General features: G+C 62.3%; 18 protein-coding genes. 5 read left to right on the forward strand and 13 right to left on the reverse strand.

The features are described 5' to 3' along the window. Positions 1-4 precede the first annotated feature (4 nt). From O8W32_00960 to O8W32_00975, 4 genes are read right to left on the reverse strand one after another with little or no spacing between them, the layout of a single operon-like run. Complete coding sequence (locus O8W32_00960; protein WII09414.1) at positions 5-277, reverse strand: 50S ribosomal protein L31e; 273 nt, start codon at positions 275-277, stop codon at positions 5-7. A 5-nt stretch (positions 278-282) separates the two neighbouring features. Beyond that, positions 283-414, reverse strand: a complete 132-nt coding sequence (locus tag O8W32_00965; protein WII09415.1) for a 50S ribosomal protein L39e — start codon at positions 412-414, stop codon at positions 283-285. Between the two features lie 26 nt (positions 415-440). Next, positions 441-773, reverse strand: coding sequence for a DNA-binding protein (locus tag O8W32_00970; protein WII09416.1), 333 nt, complete (start codon positions 771-773; stop codon positions 441-443). 13 nt (positions 774-786) lie between these two features. Continuing rightward, entirely contained in the window at positions 787-1,218 is a 432-nt protein-coding gene (locus tag O8W32_00975; protein WII09417.1) for a 30S ribosomal protein S19e, read from the reverse strand. A 350-nt stretch (positions 1,219-1,568) separates the two neighbouring features. Between O8W32_00975 and hmgA the strand changes: the two genes are divergently transcribed. Genes hmgA through O8W32_00990 form a run of 3 tightly spaced genes read left to right on the forward strand, consistent with a single transcriptional unit; the run spans position 1,569 to position 4,872 of the window. Further along, positions 1,569-2,732, forward strand: a complete 1,164-nt coding sequence (gene hmgA / locus O8W32_00980) for a hydroxymethylglutaryl-CoA reductase (NADPH) (protein WII09418.1) — start codon at positions 1,569-1,571, stop codon at positions 2,730-2,732. Beyond that, a complete protein-coding gene (pheT, locus tag O8W32_00985; protein WII09419.1) occupies positions 2,729-4,387 on the forward strand; it encodes a phenylalanine--tRNA ligase subunit beta in 1,659 nt (552 codons plus the stop codon). The genes hmgA and pheT overlap by 4 nt, the downstream gene beginning before the upstream one ends. Beyond that, positions 4,387-4,872, forward strand: a complete 486-nt coding sequence (locus O8W32_00990) for a peroxiredoxin (GenBank protein WII09420.1) — start codon at positions 4,387-4,389, stop codon at positions 4,870-4,872. The genes pheT and O8W32_00990 overlap by 1 nt, the downstream gene beginning before the upstream one ends. A gap of 45 nt (positions 4,873-4,917) precedes the next feature. Here O8W32_00990 and O8W32_00995 read toward each other — a convergent pair whose 3' ends face one another. From O8W32_00995 to O8W32_01035, 9 genes are all read right to left on the reverse strand, one after another. Further along, positions 4,918-5,616 (reverse strand): hypothetical protein, encoded by a 699-nt coding sequence (locus tag O8W32_00995; protein WII09421.1) that lies wholly within the window; start codon positions 5,614-5,616, stop codon positions 4,918-4,920. Then, complete coding sequence (locus O8W32_01000) at positions 5,613-6,239, reverse strand: hypothetical protein (protein WII09422.1); 627 nt, start codon at positions 6,237-6,239, stop codon at positions 5,613-5,615. The genes O8W32_00995 and O8W32_01000 overlap by 4 nt, the downstream gene beginning before the upstream one ends. Next, positions 6,236-7,204 carry an inosine/xanthosine triphosphatase gene (gene yjjX, locus O8W32_01005; protein ID WII09423.1) on the reverse strand — a complete coding sequence of 323 codons (969 nt, stop codon included), beginning with the start codon at positions 7,202-7,204 and terminating at the stop codon, positions 6,236-6,238. Before yjjX ends, O8W32_01000 begins: the two co-directional genes overlap by 4 nt. After that, positions 7,201-7,467: a DUF2116 family Zn-ribbon domain-containing protein gene (locus tag O8W32_01010; protein ID WII09424.1), complete on the reverse strand. Its 267-nt coding sequence runs from the start codon at positions 7,465-7,467 to the stop codon at positions 7,201-7,203. The genes yjjX and O8W32_01010 overlap by 4 nt, the downstream gene beginning before the upstream one ends. Further along, positions 7,412-8,005, reverse strand: coding sequence for a tRNA (pseudouridine(54)-N(1))-methyltransferase TrmY (gene trmY / locus O8W32_01015; protein ID WII09425.1), 594 nt, complete (start codon positions 8,003-8,005; stop codon positions 7,412-7,414). Before trmY ends, O8W32_01010 begins: the two co-directional genes overlap by 56 nt. Further along, positions 8,002-9,381 (reverse strand): signal recognition particle protein Srp54, encoded by a 1,380-nt coding sequence (locus tag O8W32_01020; GenBank protein ID WII09426.1) that lies wholly within the window; start codon positions 9,379-9,381, stop codon positions 8,002-8,004. Before O8W32_01020 ends, trmY begins: the two co-directional genes overlap by 4 nt. Before the next feature lie 485 nt (positions 9,382-9,866). Next, on the reverse strand, positions 9,867-10,916 hold the full coding sequence (locus O8W32_01025) for an MtaA/CmuA family methyltransferase (GenBank protein WII09427.1): 1,050 nt from the start codon (positions 10,914-10,916) through the stop codon (positions 9,867-9,869). Next, entirely contained in the window at positions 10,913-11,554 is a 642-nt protein-coding gene (locus O8W32_01030; protein WII09428.1) for a cobalamin-dependent protein, read from the reverse strand. Before O8W32_01030 ends, O8W32_01025 begins: the two co-directional genes overlap by 4 nt. Positions 11,555-11,730: 176 nt before the next feature. Further along, on the reverse strand, positions 11,731-12,756 hold the full coding sequence (locus O8W32_01035) for a phosphoserine phosphatase (GenBank protein ID WII09429.1): 1,026 nt from the start codon (positions 12,754-12,756) through the stop codon (positions 11,731-11,733). 290 nt (positions 12,757-13,046) lie between these two features. Here O8W32_01035 and purB point away from each other — a divergent pair, with 290 nt between their 5' ends. Then, positions 13,047-14,417 (forward strand): adenylosuccinate lyase, encoded by a 1,371-nt coding sequence (purB, locus tag O8W32_01040; GenBank protein WII09430.1) that lies wholly within the window; start codon positions 13,047-13,049, stop codon positions 14,415-14,417. Beyond that, on the forward strand, positions 14,417-14,611 hold the full coding sequence (locus tag O8W32_01045) for a hypothetical protein (protein ID WII09431.1): 195 nt from the start codon (positions 14,417-14,419) through the stop codon (positions 14,609-14,611). The genes purB and O8W32_01045 overlap by 1 nt, the downstream gene beginning before the upstream one ends. The last annotated feature ends 2 nt before the right edge of the window (positions 14,612-14,613 follow it).

A 14,613-nucleotide genomic window follows, 5' to 3' on the forward strand; every position in this document is an offset into this window, starting at 1 on the left:
CGGTTCACTCCTTCTTGTCGGCGAGCGAGACCTCTACGAGGCCGTCGTCGAACTTCACCGCTTTCACGGTGATCTTGGTAGGGGGGTTGCGGATTCCGTTCTCCCAGACCTTCTCGTTGACCGTCTTGTCGATCCAGACGTGCTCAGCGTCCACCTTCATGTGGCGCATGATGGCCTTCCTGACCTCTTTGACGGCACGCTCGGTCCTCCTGGACCTGGGCGCGAGCCTTGCATCCCTCAGGGGGATGACGATAATCCTGGTTACTTCGTCTGCCATCGGAATCACTCCTTGAGCTTGCCCATGCGCCACGACCTTCTCTTCGGGTGCCTGAGGAACTGCCTGTTGGTCCTGAGCATGACCCATGCGGGGACGCGGCGGTTCTGTTTGATCTTCTTGTTGAGCCTCTCTTTCATTGCCGGGGGCTTTGTAGATGACATGTTTATCTCCTCTCTATCTTGATTTCGCGGTGCTGCGGAACCATGCTCTGAAGGATCTCTCTCAGCATGGCGTCGCTGATCTCCTGCTGAAGCCTGCCGCTCTGGTAAAGGCGGATCAGCTGGTTCTCAACAGAGGCAGCGAGCTGGGGATTGGCGAGCTTGACGTTCGCCAGCCTGTCGCGTGCCTCGGGGGACATGATCTGCCTGAGGATGGACTGCTTCTGGGCCTCGATCTGCTTCGCCTGCTGCTCCTGGGCCGCCTGGTTCTGCTGGTTCTGCTGCATCTCCTGCAGCCTTCTCTGCCTGATAGCCTCCAATTCAGGATCGTCGTCCATGCCGTTCGCCCCTTCAGTTCTTGGCCTCGTCGAAAACCTCTTTCGCAACGCTGTCGAGGAGCTTCTGGCCGGCCGGGCTGACCTTGCGTCCCTGGAGGTCCTTGGTGGCCTCGAGGAGCCCTGCGTCCTGGAGCTGGATCAGGATCTTCCTGATGATGTTCCTGCTTCCCTTGACGGCCCTGTTGGGCTTGCTTCCCCTGTCGACGTATCCTCCGTACTCGCCTGCGAGCTTGGAGGTGCCCATGGGGCCCTTGACATACAGTTTCCTCATGACTGAGGCTGCCCTGGTGTACCACCAGTCGCCCTGCACGGGCGCCCTCTCGGCCTGGATACCGGTCTTAGCGAACTCGGCCCAGTCGGGAGCAACGATCTTGTCGTTCTCTTTGAGCTTCTCAGAAAGCCTGAGAATGAGCTTCTCTGCGGGAACGTCGTAGACTGTTACCATTTGTTCATCCTTCTGCCGCGCTTACCGTGAAGTATGCGCGACCGCAGGGCGGAATAGCCGCTTCATGTATATAAAAACAACTGGCGCTAACGCTGACACTGAAGCAATAGCGAAAAAACCACTGCACGCGTTCGCCCGAAGGCCCCGCGCGCCCCGAAGGAGCAATTCCTTCCACGGCAGATACCGAACGGCATCCAAATCCGTGATTGCGGAGATTCATGGAAGGTATATAAAACTTCCATGGACGGCCCGGAAGATGCGCCCGTCCGTATGCGCGTCCGTCCGCGCATCAGCTGCCTTCCCGCGGGCGCATAAATAATTATAATATCCATGAAAGGTTCGCTCGGAGCATGACTGACGGTACCGGGCTCAAGAACAGGGGCCACACCCATGCGGACGTCGATGAGAGGCGCGGGGCAGTCGAGCAGTTCACCGGCGCGGATCTCGAGAAGATTTCCAAATACTGCTTCAGGGCAGAGGATGCGGAGCACAACATCGAGAACATGATCGGGGCGGTGCAGGTGCCCCTGGGCTTCGCCGGGCCCCTGAAGGTCGAAGGGGAGTACGCCGAAGGGGAGTTCCTGGTACCTCTCGCCACTACCGAGGGTGCGCTGGTGGCATCCATTTCCCGCGGCATGTCCGTCATAACGGCCGCCGGTGGCGCCAGGACGAAGGTCTTCTCCGACTGCATGACCCGCGCGCCCGTCCTCAGGGTGGACGGGCTGTCGCACGCCTGCAGGGTCATCCAGTGGATCGACGCGCACGAGGACGACATCAAGGCCGCCGCCGCTTCGACCACCAAGCACGGCAGGCTGGTCAGGATCGAGAAGTTCCCCACCGGCCGCGCGCTCTACCTGAGGTTCTCCTTCGAGACCGGGGACGCCATGGGGATGAACATGGCCACCATCGCCTCGGAGGCAGCCTGCCGCGTCATCGAGGAGGCCACGGGAGCGGTCATGGTCTCGGTCTCCGGGAACCTGTGCTCGGACAAGAAACCCGCCGCCGTCAACATGATCGAGGGGCGCGGCAAGACCGTGGTCGCCGAGGCCCTCATACCCAAGGACCTGGTGGAGTCCAAGCTCCATACGACCACCGCGCTCATCGTCGAGACCAATGTGAGGAAGAACTTCGTCGGCTCCTCCCTCGCCGGCACCCTCGGGGCCAACGCCCATGCCGCGAACATGGTCGCCGCCTTCTACATCGCCACCGGGCAGGACCCGGCGCAGGTCGTGGGCGGGAGCATGACCCTCACCGACTGCGAGGACGTCGGCGGGGACCTGTACATAAGCGTCAGGATGCCCGCGGTCGAGCTCGGGACCGTCGGCGGCGGCACCGGCCTGCCTTGCCAGCGCGAGGCGCTCGAGATGATGGGTTGTAAGGGCGAGGGCAAGGCCAGGAAACTGGCCGAGATACTCGCGGGAACCGTCCTCGCGGGCGAGCTGTCGACCCTGGCCGCCCAGGCCGCCGGCCAGCTCGGCAGGGCCCACGCACAGCTGGGGAGGAACAAAGCATGACCAACGTCAATTTCAGCTACAAAGACTTGGAGAAGCTCATCGGGAAGGAGCTGCCGCAGGACAAGGCGCTCGAGGACCTCCAGATGATCGGATCGGACACGGGCGACACCGTCCCCGGCGATGACGCGATGACCGTGGAGTTCTTCCCCAACCGGCCGGACCTGTACAGCGTCGAGGGCATCGCGAGGGCCATGAGGCAGTACCTCGGAATGGAGCCCGGGCTGAAGACCTACAAGGTCGAGGACTCGGACATAAAGGCGATCGTCACCCCGGAGGTCAGGGAGATCCGTCCCTACTTCATGTGCGCCGCCGTCAAAGGGGTGGAGATCGACGATACCGTCCTCCGCTCGATGATGGAGCTGCAGGAGAAGCTGCACATCACCGTCGGGAGGAAGAGGACGAAGGTCGCCATCGGGATCCACGATCTCGACAAGGTCGTCCCACCGTTCACCTTCTCCGCGGCCGACCCCGATAGGACCTCCTTCGTTCCGCTCGCGAAGACCCAGAAGATGACCATGAGGGAGATCCTCGATAAACACGAGAAAGGCAGGGCGTACGCCCGCCTGCTCGACGGTTTCGACAGGTACCCGCTCATCACCGATGCCAACGGCAGCGTGCTCAGCTTCCCCCCGATCATCAACGGGGCGCTCACCGCCGTCACCGTGAACACCCGCAACCTGCTCATCGATGTCACCGGCTTCGATGCATCGGCCGTCGAGGAATGCGTCAACATCGTCGCCACGGCCCTGGCCGAGAGGGGCGGCACCATCTGCCGTGTCCACATGGAAGGCGCTCCGAAGGAGAGCTACCCCGACCTGGAGCCCAGGAAGATGACAGTGTCCCTTGCCGAGTGCCGGAAGTTCATCGGAGTGCCGATCTCCCCGGAGGACGCTGTCGCCTCGCTGAGGAGGATGGGGCTGGACGCCGGCTGCGAAGGCGACAGGCTCACCGCCGTCATCCCCGCCTACAGGATGGACTTCCTGGCGGCCGCCGACGTCTACGAGGACGTGGCCATAGGGTACGGCTTCGGGAACTACGGGAAACGGAAGGTCCCGGTGACCCAGACCTTCGGCAGGCTCCTCCCAGAGACTGATTTCTCCGAGAAGCTCAAGGACGTCATGATCGGCCTCGGCTACACCGAGGTCACCACCCTGACCCTGTCCAACCACCGGGACGAGTTCGAGATCTCCGGCCTCCCCGAGGTCGATTCCGTGACCGTCAAGAACCCGATAACCGAGGACCACACCTGCCTGCGCTCCTATCTCCTGCCCAGCCTCATGAGGATCCTGAGGCACAACAAGCACAGGGACCTCCCGCAGAGGATATTCGAGACCGGGTTCGTCATCAGGGATGCGAAGACAGTCCTGCACCTGTGCGCCCTGCAGGCGGCGTCCAAGAGCTCGTTCACCGAGGCCAAGTCCCTCACCGAGGCCATACTGAGGGAGATCGGAGGGGACTTCTCGCTCGAGCCCTGCTCCTACCCCACTTTCATCGCCGGAAGGGGCGCCTTCATAGTGTACAAGGGGAAGAGGATCGGCATCTTCGGAGAGATGTCGCCTGCGGTCATCGCCGGATACGAGATGACGCACCCCGTCATCGCCGTGGAGATGGACATCAGCGGGCTGGCCGCCGAGCGCTCCGGGAGGCTGTTCTGATGGAGAAGGGAGATAAGATGCCCCCGTTCCGCCTGCAGGACGAGAACAGGGAATGGATCGATTCCTCGGCCCTGCTCGGCATCCGTTTCGTGCTGTTCTTCTATTCCCAGGACGGCACGCCCGGATGCACCAAGGAGGCCCAGGAGTTCACCGACCTCTACCCCAAGTTCCAGCTCAGGAACGTCCCGGTCATCGGGGTCAGCGGGGATTCTATCGAGTCCCACCGGAAGTTCAAGGACAAGTACGGGCTGAAGGTCAAGCTCCTGAGCGACCCCGACCATAAGTATGCCGCGGAATGCGGGGCATGGGGCAAGAAGATGCTCTACGGCCGCGAGGTCACCGGCACGATCCGCTCCAGCTACCTCGTCGGCAAGGACGGGACTATAGAGGAGGCCTGGCGCAACGTTAAGGCCACCGGCCATGCGAAACGCGTCCTCGACGGCACCCTGAAGCATTACGTCGACGACAGCCCGGCAGAATTCTGAGAATAATATGAGAAGGCCGGGAGGATAAGTCCTCCCGGCGGGCGCTCACGCCCGGTATTCCGAGGAGACGATGTCCTTCAGGTCGTCCCCTTCGTACTGCCAATAGATGACGGTCCCGGTGCGCCCGGTATCCGGTTTCCCGAGGGGCAGCGCGCCCGGGACGACGGTCGCGAACTGAGGGTAATGAGCGTATTCCGCTCTGCAGCGCCTGCCCTGCACGCCGACCTCGATGTCCAGGTCCCTCCCGTCGGCTCCGAAGTCTGCGCAGTTGGCCTCCATCCCCGCCTCCAGCCTGGCTGCCGTTCTGGGAGCGAGCTCTTTCCCGCGGCGGGTGGCACCCATGAGGACCGCGGCCGCCTCGGTGCGGATGATAATCTTGGCCAGGCAGTCGGCGTATGCCTCGGGCTCGAACCCGACGAGGCGCTTGTCGTGGACCTCGTAGAGGGTCTCGATCCCGTAGGAGAACAGCTCGCTGCGCAGAGGCCTGAGCTCCGAATGGCCGAAGATGACGCCCCAGACGCGGGAACCGCCGTTCACCTCGCGGATCCTGGAGAGAATCTCCTCGCTGACGCGGGCTATGCGCGGGCCCTCGGGCCGGTGCTCCACCTCGATCCACACCAGGAATCCGTCCGAGCGTGGAGAGTTGAGCTTGTACGCCTGCAGCATCCCGGGCGGGAGGTCCCTCACGCGCCCGTTGGAGCAGCTGGAGCACGATCCGGACGAGCAGGATTCGCAGCCGCTCATTCCGATGCCCCCATGTCCTTCAGGACGATCTTCGAGCCCCTCTCGCCGACCGAGAAGGTCCCGAGACCCAGATCGATCCTACCCAGCCTCTTGACCGCGGAAGGGTCCCCTTCGGGGGCATCCGCCGGAGGATAGGCGCCGGAAAGGACGGAGACCACGGAGCCTCCGCACGTGCGGCACACGCGGACCTCGTCCCCGTAGTCCTGGGTCATCAGGAACCAGCACCCGTCGCGCTCGATCTTCGAGGTGTAGTAGAACTGGTCCCTCCCGAGCATCTCGGCGAGCTCCGCCGGCAGCATGCCCGTGCCCGAATCGGACGATGCCTCCCCGGCGATTATCAGAGCATAATCGGGAGCCTCCCTGCCGATGAAGGCATTCAGGCACCTGGCTGTCGCGTAGACGTCGGCATAGCCGAACGCTTCATCGCAGAGCAGGAACGCATCGTCGGCGCCGGCTGCCAGGCATCTCCCGAGGGCCCCGGCGGCCGCCTCTGGCCCCATGGACACTGCGGTGACGGTGTCCCCTTCCTCTTTCAGACCTTCCGCCGCGGCGAGGGCGGACAATGACCCTGCATCGGGCGATTCTCCCGACGGGCCCGCTTTGATCAGGACGATGAACCTCATCGATCTTCCTCCGTGTACGCATCATTGAGCCTGGGTATCATGGCGGCCATGACGGACTCCTCCGTGAGGGCCTTCCTGTCGATGATGCCGCCGCTCAGGATCCCGACGGCGCCCATCCTCTTCCCGACCTCCGATTGCCCGAAGACCTTCCCCATGGCGTCCCCCACGGTAGATCCTCCCCTGACGAGGGCGGCCACCTTCGGCGGGTACATGAACCCCGATCCCGTGCCGACGGTGAACCTCCCGTCCCTGTCGAGGACCGCGCAGTACTGGTAATCGTACAGCCCGTCTTCCATCTCGAAGGCCCCCGCCTCGATGCCGACGGCCAGCTCATGGCCGCCCAGGGCGTTCCGGGCGCGGTTCATCGCGCCCTCGCGGGCCTGCTTCCCGAAGGGCTGCTCCGGGACGCCCGACGGGACGTCGCAGGCGGTGATCCTCACATCGCCGAATATCCTCTCCATTACCGAGCGGACGGCCTCCGCCTTGACGCGGTTGAGCGATCCGACGGCGATGTCCTTCACGCCGTGCCTGCCTGTGCGCCCGTATTCCCCTCTGAGTATGTTCCGGGCGCTTATCTTCGAGCCGTCGTCCGCCATCACGAGCGGGACCACCGAGAGCTCCAGCGGGGGGACCCCGCGGGAGGCGCGGTCCCTGTTCAGCTCCCTGCCGTTCTCCAGGGTCTCCTCGGAGACGACCAGGACGGAGACCCTGTCCATCTCCTCGCGGGGGCCGTACATGTCGTCGATGACGCCGATCCTCCAGGGCTTCTCCTGCTCCGAGAGCAGGTCCTCGAGGGCCCTGCGCCTGAGATAGAGGGGCAGGTGCTCCCCCCTTCCGGCGGCGGCGAACCTGTCGGAGGTGATGCCGACGAAGACGGAATCCCCCACTTCGAACGCCCGCTCGATGAGGGCGCGGTGGCCGTCATGCAGCACATCGAACGTGCCGGCGACCGCAGACTGCTTCATAATCCGATCACCAGGACCGCCGCGATGACGACCGCCCAGAGGACGGCGATCTCGGCGATGTACCTGTAGAGCTTCTTCTTCGCGGCCTGCCCGTCGAGGTCCCTGCACTCGTCCGAGCAGTAGGGGCCCTCCCCGATGAACGCCTTGCCGCAGCGCCTGCAGTGCCTGTGCTGCGGGATCTTCGCGGTATGCTGCTCCTCAGCCGTCTCAGAGCCCCCTTCTGTCCATCTCGTTCTGCACCAGGATGATGCAGTGGTCGGCATGCAGGCTCACCGGCCCGAGGCAGATGGTGGACGGCCCCTTCTCCAGGAGCGCCTTCTCCTCGTTCTGCGTCAGGTCGCTGTTATCCCCGAGGACGAATATGGGGTTCTCGGGGAAGTCGAAGCCCCTCACGTCGCTGCCGTCCTCCTTCAGGTAGACGAAGCTCCCCTTCCCGGACAGCATGTCGATCACATCGTAGAATGACATCTTCGACACGAAGACGCCGGGGGACGAGACCGCCTCCTTCCCGTCGGGGATCTTCTTCAGCAGGGCGTTCCTGAGAAGGGAGGCCGTGCTCCTCTCGTCGGGGTTGAGATAGCGCACCAGGGACCCGTTTATCCTCACCGTCTTGGGGGAATCGTCCCCGCCTTCGAAGACGAGGTAGATCTCGGCGTCCTTCCTGATGCCGTGGCTGAGCATGAACGCCGAGTTCACGCATCTCGCGAGTATGTCGGCGCGCCCGGCCCCTCCGGCGATATCGTCGAGCTTGAACGACCCGTCCGCCAATGCTTTGTGGCCGGTGATGACGAAATATCTCATTTCTCCCCGCCTTCGATGTCTTTGAGCTCCTTAAGAGCATCCGGGTCCATGCCACCCATCTGCTTCGCCAGCTGCCTGCGCATCTTGCGGTCCTTGGACACGGCGGACATCGTCTTCTTGCTGTTGTTGTACTGCTTCAGGAGGTCCCTGACCTCGGACGCCGGCACTCCTGCGCCTACGGCGATCCTGTCGATCCTGTTCCCTTTGATGATCGAGGGCTCGTCCTTCTCCCGGGCGGTCATGGAGTCCATGATGATCCTGTACTTGGAGAGCCTTGACTGGGTGGCCTCGTAGTCGATCTTGTCCGACATCTTGCTCATGCCGGGCAGGAGGCCCATGATCTTCTGCAGGGTGCCCATCTTCCCGAGGGCCTTCATCTGAGTGTACATGTCGCTGAGGGTGTACTTCCCGGAGGTCATCCTGCGGGCCATCTCCTCGACGTCCACGTCCTCGTCGAAGCTGTCCTTCGCCATCTCCACGAGCCCGGCGAGGTCCCCCATGCCGAGGAGGCGGGAGATGAACCTGTCGGCATCGAAGGGCTCCAGGTCCCTGATGTGCTCCCCGGTCCCGATGAACACGATCCTGGCCTTGGTGGTGGCCACCGCGGAGAGCGCGCCTCCTCCGCGGGACGTCCCGTCCATCTTGGTGACGATGACCCCGGTGACCCCGACGGCCTTGTTGAAGGCGTCCGCCTGGGGGCCGGCCTGCTGTCCGACCTGCGAATCGAGGACGAGTATCCTCTCGTCAGGATTGGTCGCATCCGCGATGTCGGTGATCTCCTTGATCAGGTCGTCCTCGAGCGCATGACGTCCGGAGGAGTCGATGATCCTGACCTTCTTGTCCCTGAACCTCTCCATCCCCTCGCGGGCGATCTTGACGGCGTCCTTCTCCTGATGGGTGGGGTCCCCGAAGACCTCCGCGCCCACCTTGTCGCCGAGCTGCTTGAGCTGGTCGTACGCGGCAGGCCTGTACACATCTGCGCCGATGAGGCCGACGGACAGCCCTTTCTTTATGAAGTAGTTCGCGAGCTTCCCGGCCGTGGTGGTCTTACCCTGTCCGTAGAGCCCGACAAGGAGTATGGTCTGGGGCTTCACCTCGAGGGGCTCGCCGTTCTTCAGCAGGGCCACGAGCTCCTCGTAGATGATGCGGGTCACGTGCTCTTTCGCGGAGCGGCCGGCGGCCGGCTTCTCGTTGAGGGCGCGCTCGCGGACGTTGCCGGTCAGCCTCAGGACGAGCTGAACATTGACGTCCGCCTGGAGGAGCGCGCGCTGAAGCTCCTTGCAGACCTCCTTAATGAGATCCTCGTCGACCGTGGATGAACCTTTGATGCGGTCGAGGACGCCTCTGAGGGATTTTCCCAATCCGTCCATTACCATTTAATCACCACCCCATGCGCTGGTGGTTATTTTATTATTAGTATAGGGCCGAAACCCTGCCGGCGGACGGGATTGTGTAAAGAACAGAGGTTCATCAGACATTGGGGGCCGGAACGGATCGAAGATGCGCCGGAGCGGAGAAAATGCCCGCAAAACAAGAATCAGAAGAAGTACGGGACAGGCCAGCCAGTCAGAAGGGATGGGATGCACTCTACAGAACTGACCTGTTCCCGAATATATCATAATCCATATCCGATATTTAACTGCTTAGGTTTACGTATCCATGCTGGACACGCCCAGGCCTGACATTCATCGGAGATTCATGTACACACGTGCGGATGATGTCAGACTGGCGGCGGCCGGCCGGAGAACGCGCTCCGCGATTCAAATGATCGAGCAGGAACGCTTCTCATCATCGATCCCGTCCCCGGCCCGAGCCAGGAAAAAGGGCCGGAGAGGGTCCGGGCATATGCCCGTAAGATGTTTCACTCGGGTGCGCGGGACTTGATGGCCTTGACCATCGCGCGGATGTTGTCCGCAGGCGTCCCGATGGGCACTCCGCATCCTGCCGAGATGACATCGAACCCGGCATCCGCAGAGCGCGTCGCGGCGGCGGCGCAGTCGGCAGGCGTTCCCTTGAACAGGGGGAACGCGCATCCCACGTTGCCGACCAGCACTCCGCGGCCGTTCGCGATCTTCACTGCCTCCTCCGGCGGGACCTTCTCCTCCACGGAGATCCCCGTGGCGCCTGTCTGGTACATGTAGGGGATGATCTTCCTCGTGTCCCCGCAGATATGCAGGATCGTCATCCCGGGCAGCTCCCCGAGGGCATGGTGCACGTAGGGCATCGACATCTGCTGGAAATCATCGGGCGAGAGGATATCCGTGGACGCCGACGGCTCCGACATCTGGACGATGTCCGCGCCGTTCGCGAGCAGCTCCTCGCCGAACTTCCTGCAGTAAGGCTCCACCGCCTTCAGCCATGACTTGGCCCTGTCGGGATCGGTCCATACCGAGTAGATCAGGTTCTCCGCGTTCAGGATGTGCCCGGTGAGGGTGAACACTCCGGTGTTCCCTCCGACGACCACGTACCTGTCCCCGTGGGTCTTGTGCATGATCGCCATCGCGTCGATGGCGGTCTTCACCCTGCCGCCCTTGCAGAAGTCCTCCAGGGGCATTATCTCCTGGAGCTTCTCGGGGTCGTCGAATATCCTCTTCTGGGGGTCGTACGTGTACGGGTGGGAGAGGATCATCGGGGACGATGTCTTCGAGCCCATCCTCATCTTGCACCCAAGGCGCTCGGCCTCCTCCGTGAGGCAGAACCCCGCCCTGACGGACTCCAGCCCGAAGTAATCGGCCTGGGCGCATCCCAGGGTGGCCATCTTCTGCGGATCGGAGTGAGCCTCCGGCCACGCCGCCCCGCAGGCGTTCATCATGTCGATCGTATCGCAGGTGGTGAAGATCGCCACCGGCGGCCTGTCAAGAGACTCGCGGTGCATGGCCGCGAGCACCCTGTCCCTGCAGCTCATGCTCATAGACCTTCCTCCTTCAGCCACTTGACGCAATTGGTCGCGTCCGTATCCCTGTGGTCCGCGCCGATCTCCTTGGCGAACCCGTCCGTCGTCGGGGGCCCGCCGATGGTCACAGTGCACTTCTTCCGGTATCCGTTCTCCTCGAGCGCCTTCAGAGCGGCGGCCATGCTGTCCATGGTCGGGGTCATGAGCGTGCTCAGGCAGACCACGCCGATCCCCTGCTCCTTGGCGGTGGAGGCGATGACCTTGGGATCGACGTCCTTTCCGAGGTCGTTGACGATGTAGCCCGACGCGGTCAGCATCGTCTTCACGATGTTCTTGCCGATATCATGGACATCTCCCATAACCACGGCGGTCTCGGCCTTCTTCGCGTCGGCGAGATCGGCCTTGGGTATAGCGGGCAGCAGGACATCCAGCCCGTTGTACATGGCATGCGCGGCGACGAGCACCTGAGGGAGGTACATCTCCCTTGCGGCGTAATGCTCGCCGATTCTGTCCATTCCGACCACGAGGCCCTCGTTGATGGCCTCTACAGAATCCATTCCGGAGTCAAGAGCCTTCTTCGCGACCTCCGTCGCGACTTCGGGCTTACAGGACTCCACTGCATCCGCGAGGGCATTCAGAAGATCCTTCTTGTCCATTCAGATTCCTCCTGGGAAGGCTCGGCTTCCGCCTCAGCCTTCTGCATGGGGATATATGCCGGATAGAGTGATAAGCAGTATTACGAATCAGTTCGGCATTCTGAAACAGCTTATACAAAATTGAAAAGTGTCTTCCTCCGTTCCCGGAGGAAGTAAAGGGTTTCCGTGAGTGACTTTCAGAGGTACCCGGACTTCTGGAGGATCATGAGGTCCTCGGTCGAGAGCTTCTCTCCGGCCTTGAACTTCTCGAAGATCTCCTCAGCCTTCTTCTTGGTCTCGTAGTCGGTGCGCTTCTTCTTGGCGATGTTCTTCTTGTTCTTGATGCCGTCGGCGTCCTTTCCGACCGCATGGACCGACTTGATGGACTCGATATGCAGGCGGTGCTCCTCATCGGCCTTCTGCTTGCACTCGACGAACTTCGCCTGAGCGGCATCGGCCTCCTTGCGGATGGCATCGGCGCGCTGGTAGAGCGAGAGCATGTTGTCGTGGGCCTTCTGGGCCTCCTCGGCGTTGATCGAGACCTGCTTGTGGGCCTCCTCGGCCTTGGCCTTGGCGTCCCTGAGCTCCTGGACGAGCCCGCGGATCTCCTCATCGCCTTCCTCGACCTTCTCGCGCTCGCCGATCTGCTTGGCAAGCTCCTGGATCTGCTTGACGAGGGCCTTCTCCTTGTCAGCGCCCATGGGCATGGTCTGCTGCTGCATCTCCATGCGGTCGAGGCGGGCCTTCATCTGGCCGAGGCTCTCCTCTTCGCCTTCCTTCTTCTTCTCGGGGCGGATCTCGTTGATCTTGGCCCTGATCTCGGACACCTTCTTGTTCCACTCGTCCCTGACTGCTTTGGACTCGCGGACCTTCTGGTTGAAGCCGTCGCGGACCTCGCGGGATTTGCCTGCCTCCTCGACGAGCTCCCTGACCTGGGCGTTGAGGGCGTCCCTCTTGGACTTCCACTCCTTGGTCTGGGCGTTCAGCTCGTCCCTCTTCTGCCTGTGGACCTCGGCCTCGTTGTTGAGGATGGTCTTCTGGGCCTCGAGGTCGGCCAGCTTGGCCTTCTCCTCGGGGGTCGGCTCCGCCTCTTCAGCGGAAGGGACCTGCTCGCTCTCGGCCTGCTGCTCTTCCTGGGCGTTCTCCGGCTCCTGCTCGCTCTCGGCCTGCTCGGCGGCCATCTTTTCGGTGTCTTCAACCTGGACTTTTTCCTCGTCAGTCATAAAAATATCACTCACGTTCGTTTTGGCCATGATTCAAAGCGTGGCCCACTTTTAAGCGCTCTATAATGGTATCCCTTATAAAGTTTAGTACTGGAATCACAAAACACGTAGGATTATCGGTCCTTTTCGGGCGCTCCGAACAATGTCAGGACCGGCGCCTGCGGTTGGCCAGAAATGGGGTGCTGCAGGCGCTTGCGGCATCCCTGATGGTCTGATACCGACTGCCTAACAGTGGCCGCGCGCATAAGTTCTATTAAATAATGTAAGCCTATCCGATTCCAGAGATAAGCATGAGCGATTACGTCTGTCCCTTGGACTACAGGTACGGTCGCAAAGAGATGAAATCAATCTTCTCCGAGACCAGCCGCATCAATTACCAGATGAAGGTCGAGGCGGCCCTTGCCAGGGCGCATGCCTCCTTGGGAGAGATCCCGCAGGCCGATGCCGACGAGATCACCCGCGTGGCCGAGTCCGGCGAGGTCACTGTTGAGAGGATCAAGGAGATCGAGAAGCTCACCAACCACGACCTCATGGCCATGGTCAAGGCGATGACCGAGAAGTGCAAGGGCGATGCCGGGAAGTACGTGCACCTCGGGGCCACCTCCAACGACATCGTCGACACCGCTACCGCGATGCAGATCGCCGACGCCCTCAAGCTGGTCTCGGACGACATCGATGAGTTCGCCTACACCCTCGCCAAACTGGCCAAGAGGGAGAGGGACACCCTGGAGATCGGCAGGACCCACGCTCAGTTCGCCATCCCCATCACTTACGGCTTCAAGATCGCCGGGTACATCGCTGAGATCCTCAGGTACAGGCAGAGGATAATCGAGATCATGCCGAGGGCCTGCTGCGGCAAGATGGCCGGCGCCGTCGGGACCGGGGCCGCGCTCGGGAAGAACTTCCATAAGATCCAGGCCATGGTCATGCAGGACCTCGGGCTCACTTACGAGCCGGCCGCCACCCAGGTCGTCGGCAGGGACAGGTACACCGAACTGATTTGCCTCATGGCCACCCTCGGGACCTCCCTCGAGAGGTACGCAACTGAGGTCAGGAACCTCCAGAGGTCCGAGATCGGCGAGGTCTCCGAGTACTTCGACAAGGAGCACCAGGTGGGCTCGTCCACCATGGCCCAGAAGAGGAACCCCATCAACTCCGAGAACGTCTGCGGCCTCGCCCGCATACTGAGGGGCTTCGTCATGCCGACCTTCGAGAACCAGGTCCTCTGGCACGAGAGGGACCTCTCCAACTCCAGCGCCGAGAGGTTCACCCTGCCCCACGTCTTCACGCTCATCGATTACATGCTCTATAAGATGAACAAGGTCTTCTCCGGCCTCGAGGTCCACCGCGACAAGATGCTCAGGAACATCGCTTCGGCGCACGGCCTTGTGATGGCCGAGCCGGTGATGATGGCCTTCGTCGGCAAGGGCATCGGCAGGCAGGACGCCCATGAGATCGTGAGAGAAGCCTCCATGGAGGCCGAGGACAGGGAGATCGACCTCTCCGAGACCCTCTGGGAGAGGAAAGAGGTCCGCGACCGCTTCACCAAGGAAGAGCTGGCCGCGGTCATGGACCCCGCAGGCTACACCGGAGCTTCCGGCGAGATCGTCGACAAGATGGTCGACGCCGTCGAGTCCGCTCTGGAGAGGAAGGTCGAGTGATGGGCTCCAAGACCACCGCCATGACCCGCCACCGCATGAAGTGGGCGGCCATCATCGGCGGAGCCGTGGGCTTCGCCGTGGGGTGGGTCGGGTGGCTCATGTACGACTCGCTCTTCTACATGCTCATGATCGTATTCGGCGCCGTGATCGGCGCCTATACGGTCAAGTACATGGACGGAGCGCCCGACGACTGAGC

It is taken from the genome of Methanomassiliicoccales archaeon LGM-DZ1 (genome assembly GCA_030168595.1).
GTDB lineage: Archaea > Thermoplasmatota > Thermoplasmata > Methanomassiliicoccales > Methanomethylophilaceae > Methanomethylophilus.

What these genes read in the sequence shown, in the direction of transcription:
- trmY (WII09425.1), bottom strand. Translation starts at nt 8,005, where the DNA reads ATGAGATATTTCGTCATCACCGGCCACAAAGCATTGGCGGACGGGTCG.
- O8W32_01025 (WII09427.1), bottom strand. Translation starts at nt 10,916, where the DNA reads ATGAGCATGAGCTGCAGGGACAGGGTGCTCGCGGCCATGCACCGCGAG.
- O8W32_01020 (WII09426.1), bottom strand. Translation starts at nt 9,381, where the DNA reads ATGGTAATGGACGGATTGGGAAAATCCCTCAGAGGCGTCCTCGACCGC.
- O8W32_00960 (WII09414.1), bottom strand. Translation starts at nt 277, where the DNA reads ATGGCAGACGAAGTAACCAGGATTATCGTCATCCCCCTGAGGGATGCA.
- O8W32_01035 (WII09429.1), bottom strand. Translation starts at nt 12,756, where the DNA reads ATGACTGACGAGGAAAAAGTCCAGGTTGAAGACACCGAAAAGATGGCC.
- O8W32_01030 (WII09428.1), bottom strand. Translation starts at nt 11,554, where the DNA reads ATGGACAAGAAGGATCTTCTGAATGCCCTCGCGGATGCAGTGGAGTCC.
- O8W32_00995 (WII09421.1), bottom strand. Translation starts at nt 5,616, where the DNA reads ATGAGCGGCTGCGAATCCTGCTCGTCCGGATCGTGCTCCAGCTGCTCC.
- O8W32_01045 (WII09431.1), top strand. Translation starts at nt 14,417, where the DNA reads ATGGGCTCCAAGACCACCGCCATGACCCGCCACCGCATGAAGTGGGCG.
- O8W32_00970 (WII09416.1), bottom strand. Translation starts at nt 773, where the DNA reads ATGGACGACGATCCTGAATTGGAGGCTATCAGGCAGAGAAGGCTGCAG.
- O8W32_01010 (WII09424.1), bottom strand. Translation starts at nt 7,467, where the DNA reads ATGCCGACCACTGCATCATCCTGGTGCAGAACGAGATGGACAGAAGGG.
- hmgA (WII09418.1), top strand. Translation starts at nt 1,569, where the DNA reads ATGACTGACGGTACCGGGCTCAAGAACAGGGGCCACACCCATGCGGAC.
- O8W32_00965 (WII09415.1), bottom strand. Translation starts at nt 414, where the DNA reads ATGAAAGAGAGGCTCAACAAGAAGATCAAACAGAACCGCCGCGTCCCC.
- O8W32_00990 (WII09420.1), top strand. Translation starts at nt 4,387, where the DNA reads ATGGAGAAGGGAGATAAGATGCCCCCGTTCCGCCTGCAGGACGAGAAC.
- pheT (WII09419.1), top strand. Translation starts at nt 2,729, where the DNA reads ATGACCAACGTCAATTTCAGCTACAAAGACTTGGAGAAGCTCATCGGG.
- O8W32_01000 (WII09422.1), bottom strand. Translation starts at nt 6,239, where the DNA reads ATGAGGTTCATCGTCCTGATCAAAGCGGGCCCGTCGGGAGAATCGCCC.
- O8W32_00975 (WII09417.1), bottom strand. Translation starts at nt 1,218, where the DNA reads ATGGTAACAGTCTACGACGTTCCCGCAGAGAAGCTCATTCTCAGGCTT.
- purB (WII09430.1), top strand. Translation starts at nt 13,047, where the DNA reads ATGAGCGATTACGTCTGTCCCTTGGACTACAGGTACGGTCGCAAAGAG.
- yjjX (WII09423.1), bottom strand. Translation starts at nt 7,204, where the DNA reads ATGAAGCAGTCTGCGGTCGCCGGCACGTTCGATGTGCTGCATGACGGC.